This is a genomic window from Streptomyces sp. NPDC058632 (assembly GCF_042717095.1).
Taxonomy (GTDB): domain Bacteria; phylum Actinomycetota; class Actinomycetes; order Streptomycetales; family Streptomycetaceae; genus Streptomyces.
The window spans coordinates 1-5,713 of the sequence record NZ_JBHXQZ010000175.1 but is presented as its reverse complement, the minus strand read 5'-3'; the positions used below and the strand labels follow the sequence as shown (position 1 = coordinate 5,713).

Annotated in this window: 4 protein-coding genes and 1 pseudogene; 2 read left to right on the top strand and 3 right to left on the bottom strand. The window is 71.1% G+C overall.

Annotated features, from left to right (window positions below; all coding sequences use genetic code 11):
* The coding region (locus ACFWVE_RS34585) for a DUF5707 domain-containing protein (RefSeq protein ID WP_384023108.1) at positions 1 to 179 on the top strand (179 nt) is incomplete at its 5' end.
* 640 nt (positions 180 to 819) lie between these two features.
* On the top strand, positions 820 to 4,017 hold the full coding sequence (locus ACFWVE_RS34580; protein WP_384023104.1) for a BTAD domain-containing putative transcriptional regulator: 3,198 nt from the start codon (positions 820 to 822) through the stop codon (positions 4,015 to 4,017).
* 203 nt (positions 4,018 to 4,220) lie between these two features.
* Here ACFWVE_RS34580 and ACFWVE_RS34575 read toward each other — a convergent pair.
* The 3 genes and pseudogenes from ACFWVE_RS34575 to ACFWVE_RS34565 all read right to left on the bottom strand — a co-directional run.
* A pseudogene (locus tag ACFWVE_RS34575) lies at positions 4,221 to 4,517 on the bottom strand (transposase); the annotation flags it as partial.
* Positions 4,518 to 4,540: 23 nt separating this feature from the next.
* Entirely contained in the window at positions 4,541 to 5,374 is an 834-nt protein-coding gene (locus ACFWVE_RS34570) for an alpha/beta fold hydrolase (RefSeq protein ID WP_384023101.1), read from the bottom strand.
* 98 nt (positions 5,375 to 5,472) lie between these two features.
* Positions 5,473 to 5,713 (bottom strand): alpha/beta fold hydrolase (locus tag ACFWVE_RS34565; protein ID WP_384023098.1); only part of this gene is annotated, 241 nt, incomplete at its 5' end.

The window sequence follows — 5,713 nt, the reverse complement described above, 5'->3', positions numbered from 1 at the left end:
GCGCCACGTGCCGCAGCACCACGGACGACACCTCCCGCTGCACCTATACGCTGAAGGTCACGCAGAAGGAGGCGGCCGAGCTGGACCAGGGCACCTGGTACGTCTCGGCGCTGGCGACGGCCGAGGACGGGGGCGCGGTGTTCCTTTCCCGCGCCGCCGCCTTCGGCGTCAGGCACTGACCCGCCGCTGCGGCCGGGCACCTCAAAGGTGCCTGGGCGGCAGCGCGCGACGGCGAAACCCAGGAGCCCGCCAGGCGTGGCCGAATGAGTAGCGCTCCACGAGTCCCGGATCGGGGGTCCCACGATGCAGCCGACAACCCAGCCCGGTCAGGGAGGGCAGGGTGCAAGTCCGGTCACGACGGCGCCCGCCCGGGCCGGACGGACGAAGAGGACCCGGCCGGACGCCTGGGTCGGATACGCCGGGCCGATGCAGGCACACGGCGAGATCCTCGCCCGGACGCCCAGTCGCTGGAGCAGCTTCGACGCCGATGCGCGACGCGGCCGTCTTCCCGTCAGCGAGCGCTCGGCCAAGGACGTGCCACAGGCAGGAGGGGGCAGCGTGGTGGCGACCGCGGCGGTCGGCCAGGATGGGCTTGTCTCGGGTCACCCGACGCACATGCCCTGCTCACCGGCCTCGACAGGGTCCGCACCAGGCGGCACCGGCAACGGCGGGGGAGTGCGGCACAGATACTGTTCCGGCTGCTGCGGGAACGGCACGAGCGCTCCTGCGGCCGGAGCGGGTCGCTCACGTGTCCATGGGTCATGTGCGTGCGGGTGGTGACGTCGTTGAGCGGGGTGCTGGGTGAGAACGGTGACGGCTGTGAAGCATGAGCTTGATTTCGGGCTACTGGGTCCGCTGGTGGTGAGGCGGGCGGGCGCGGTGCTGGATCCGGGGCGGCGCAAGCAGCGTCTGCTGCTGATCCGGCTGTTGCTCTCGGACGGCTGTGCGGTCGCTCCCGAGACGCTGTGCGAGGAGCTGTGGTCCCAGCAGCCGGGACGGACACCGGACGGGGCGATGGCCTCCCTGCACGCCCACGTCAGCAAGGTCCGCGCGGTCCTGGAACCCTCACATCTGCGGGGGCGGCGAACGTTCGAGGTACTGGTCACCGAGCCCGCCGGCTATGCCCTGCGCGTCCCGCCCGAGAGCCGGGACACCGTGCGCTTCGGACGGGCCGTCGCCCGGGCAAGCCAGTCGCTGGACCAGGGCCGGCCCGGCCGCGCCTTGGAGGAAAGCGGACGCGCCCTGAACATGTGGCGCGGCGCCGCCCTGGCCGACGCCGCGCACCACCTGTTCGCCGCGCACGAAGCCGCGCGCCTGGAGGAGCTGCGACAGAGCGTCCGGGAGATCCGCACCACCGCTCTGCTCCTGGACGGGCGGACCACCGAAGCCGTGGACGCGGCGCAGGAACTGACGTCACGGCATCCGCTGCGGGAGACCGGCTGGGCCCTGCTGCTGCGCGCCCTGTACCTGGCCGGCCGCCACCCCGAAGCGCTGCAGCGCTACACGGACCTGCGCCGGCACCTCGCCGACGAACTCGGCCTCGAACCCAGCCCTCCACTGCGCGCCCTGCACGACGGCATCCTCCGCCACGACCTGCCGCCACTGCCCCTGCCGGGGACGGCAAAGGCGGCGGGCTCGGCGGCCGGCACCGCAGGCAGCCGTGATCCGATCCGACCGGCGGGGCCCGAGGCACTGGAAGAACAGGACGAAACCGCACCCCTCGGCGCGCGGCCTGTCGCCGCAGCCCACGGTGCCACGTCTTCCGAGCCGACCGCCGATGCGACGCCGTCCGGTACGACCGCCGGGGCATCCGCCGGTTCGGTGGACCCGTCCGGTGCGAACGACTGCCCGATCGGGGACGGCGGCGGAAGTGAACCGTCGCTCTTGGCGCGCCCGATGCAACTGCCGGGCGATCTGCCGGTGTTCGCTGGACGGACGGCTGAGAGCGCATGGCTGTCCGCCGTAAGCGGTGCGCCCGGACGGCCGGGACCGGCCGGTGCCCCCCTCGTCGTCATCGGTGGCGCTCCCGGTGTCGGCAAGACCACCTTCGCCGTCCACCACGCCCACCACATCGCGTCCTCCTTCCCCGACGGGCAGCTCTTTGTCAATCTGTGCGGATTCCATCCGCACGCGCCCGCCGTGGAACCCGGCGACGCCCTGCACGGCTTCCTCACCGCTCTCGGCGTCCCCGCCCAGGGCATCCCCGAGGACACCGCCGGCCGCAGCACACTGTTCCGCAGCCTCCTGGCCGACCGACGAGTCCTCCTCGTCCTGGACAACGCCCGCGACGAGCAGCAGGTCCGCCCCCTGCTGCCCGCGGGCAGCGGCTGCCTCACCCTGGTCACCAGCCGCAACCAGCTCCCGGGCCTGATCGCGACCGGCGGAGCCAAACCCCTTACCCTTGCGCTGCCCTCGCAGGACGAGGCCCACCAGACGCTCGAACGGCGACTGGGGGCGGAACGCCTGGCCGCCGAACCCGCCGCTGCGGCCGACATCATCCGCCTGTGCGGACGGCTGCCCCTGGCACTGGCCGTGGTCGCCGCCCGCGCCGAACTCGAACCCGCCTTCCCCCTGCACACCGTCGCCGACGACCTGCGACACTCCCACGGCGGCCTGGACGCGTTCACCGGGTTCGACACCACCACCGACGTCCGGGCGGTGTTCTCCTGGTCCTACCGGTCCCTGGACGAGCCCGCCGCCCGCCTCTTCCGCCTCCTCGCCCTCCACCCCGGACCCCACATCAGCGCCCCTGCCGCCGCCGGTCTCGCCGGACTCCCTCTCCCTCAAGCCCGCCGAATACTCGCCGGACTGACCCGCTCCTGCCTCATCGAACAGCCTCTGCCCGGCCGGTTCACCCTCCACGACCTGCTGCGCGGCTACGCCACCGAACTCACCCACACCCATGACGCCGACGAACGCCACCGCGCCACCCTCCGGGTCCTGGACCACTACATGTTCACGGCCCACGAAGCCAACCGGCTGCTCAAGCAGGACTCAGAGCCCGAACTCGGCCTCGGCTCCCCAAGCCCGGGCGTCACTCCGGAAGATCTCACCACCGTGGAACAGGCGAACCGGTGGTTCACCGCCGAGCACCGGGTGCTGAGCGGCTTGCTGCACACCGCCGTCAGCCAAAAGCTGGACCATCACATCACCGGACTGGCCTGGTCGCTGAAGGAGTACCTGAACCGCCGGGAGTTCTGGCCGGAGGCCATCACCGCACTGACCCCCGCCCTGAAAGTGGCCCGACGCCGGGGCGACCGCCTGGAGGAAGGCCGCTGTCTGCGCCACCTCGGCAGCATCCACGGCTACCTGGGCCACCAGGAACAGGCCCTGCACCACCTGCAACGCGCCACCACGCTCTTCGAAGAACTCGACGTAGTGGGCGAACAGGCCCGCGCCCACTACGGCACGGCGTGTGCGCTGTATCTGTTCGGCCGGATCCAGGAGGCCGTGGCGTCCTCCGAGCGAGGACTCGCACTGTCCCGGGCGACAGGGGACGAGCTGTGGTTGGCCGAATGCCTCATCGAACTCGCCTGGTTGTACGCCAACCTGGGGCAGCTCGAGAAGAGCCTTGTGTACAGCGAGGAGGCCATCGTCCTGTTCCAGCGCCTGGACGCCCCATGGCAGCGGGCTCAGGGCTGGGACATCTTGGGCTACACCCTCCGTATGCTCGGCCGGTATGAGGAGTCGGTGGCCACCTACCGGCGGGCGATGGAGGCGTTCGGGGAACTGGGGGACCACAGGAACGCCGTCGGCGCGCTGATGCGACTGGGCGACACCCGCCTGGCCATGGGCGACCGGGAGGCCGCCCGGGCGCACTGGGTCCGTGCGCTCGCCGGCGCCGAACGGCAGGCGCTGCCTCACAGCGCCCAGCAGGTCCGGGACCGGCTTGCCGCCCTGGACGCCGAAGCGGACCCCGCGCCCATCGCGCCGGAGAGGGCTGTCGGCAGCCACCGGCTCCCGGCTCCGACGAGCGGTGATCCTGCGCGCGGGCTCCATCCCTCAAGGCAGGGCTAGGAGTTTGTCGTCTGGACCCCCCCGCCGTCGGGGAAGCAAGGGGTCGACCCCGGCACCCGCGCGAAGAACCACACCATGAACCGCTCCAGCACCCACCGAATCTGGTGGAAATGGCACGACTGGATTATCGAGAACGTCGCTTTCCGGGCGTTGTCCCGTAAATGATCTACGATGTATCCGTTGACCTGCTGGTTCCTTCGCCACCCGGCGAGGGTGAGGTTGTGCAGGCGGGCGATGCCGAGCATGGCGTGGTGAACACCGTCGCCTTCAAGACGGCAGGCGCGGAAGATCTTGCAGGTATTCATCCGGGTGAAGGCGTGTTCGACGCGGGCGCGGCCCTTGCGGTGCGAAGTGTCGCGTTCCTCTTTCCACGCCGGGAGTTCGGCCCGGCCGGATTGTCGGCGGCGCGGGAGGACCAGGCCGGTGCCCCGGCAGCCGCTGTCCGCGACCACCGTGGCGCCGGACAATTCTCACGCCTTGCAGTCGTTGCGGTTGCCGGCAGCGGTCGGTCGACGGCGACTGGTCACTTGGCCAGGAAGGCGAGGAGGGCGTCGGTGACCTCCTGGGCGTGGGTCCACAGCAGGCCGTGCGGGGCGCCGTCGATGACGACGTACTCGGCCTGCGGGAGGGCCCGGCGGAACGGCTCCCCGGTGGCCTCGATGGGCAGGATGCGGTCGGCGGTGCCGTGCAGGATCAGCGTGGGTACGTCGATCTTGGGGAGGTCGGCGCGGAAGTCGGTGGTCCAGGTGGCCACGCAGGCCACCGAGGCGTGCCAGGAGGCGCCGGCGGCGACGTTCCAGCTGTTGCGGACGGCCTCCTCGCTGATCCGGGTGCCGAGGTTCTCGTCCAGGTTGTAGAAGTCGTTGAAGAACGCGCTGAAGTAGGCGTAGCGGTCGGCGGTGACGGCCTGCTCGATGCCCTCGAAGACGGTGCCGTCGACGCCTTCGGGGTTGTCGTCGGTCTTGAGCAGGAACGGTTCCAGGGAGGCGAGGAAGGCGGCCTTGGCGATGCGGGCGGAGCCGTGGGTGCCCAGGTAGCGGCCGACTTCGCCGGTGCCCATGGAGAAGCCGACGAGGACGGCGTCGTTGAGGTCGAGGGTCTCCAGGACGGTGTTCAGGTCGGCGGCGAAGGTGTCGTAGTCGTAGCCGGTGGTGGGCTGGCTGGAGCGGCCGAAGCCGCGGCGGTCGTAGGTGATGACGCGGTGGCCGGCCGTCAGCAGGGCGGCGGCCTGCTTCTCCCAGGAGTGGCCGTCGAGCGGGTAGCCGTGGATCAGCACGACCGGCTGCCCGGTGCCGTGGTCCTCGTAGTAGAGGTCGATGGAGGCGGAGTTCTCCTGGCCGACGGTGATGAACGGCATGGTGGTTGCTGCCTTTCGCTGTGAACGCATCTGGTGGTGACAGTGCCGGGTGACGGTTACGGCTGTGGTGAGGGGAGATGACGGAACGGAATTGCCGATCAGCGGACCGTGCGGGCCGCCTTCTCCACGACACGGGCGACGGCGTCGGGGCGTGAGACGGACACCGCGTGGGAGGCGTCGACCTCGGTGGTGCGGGCGTGTGCCCGAGCCGCCATGAAGCGCTGGGCGGCCACGGGGATGTTGCGGTCCTCGGTGGTGACCAGGGACCAGGAGGGGATCGTCCTCCAGGCGGCCCGGGTGGACTTCTCCTCCAGCGCGGCCGCGGCGATCGGGCGCTGG

Excerpts from the sequence above, each read along its gene's own strand:
- ACFWVE_RS34570 (WP_384023101.1), bottom strand. The coding sequence starts at position 5,374 with ATGCCGTTCATCACCGTCGGCCAGGAGAACTCCGCCTCCATCGACCTC.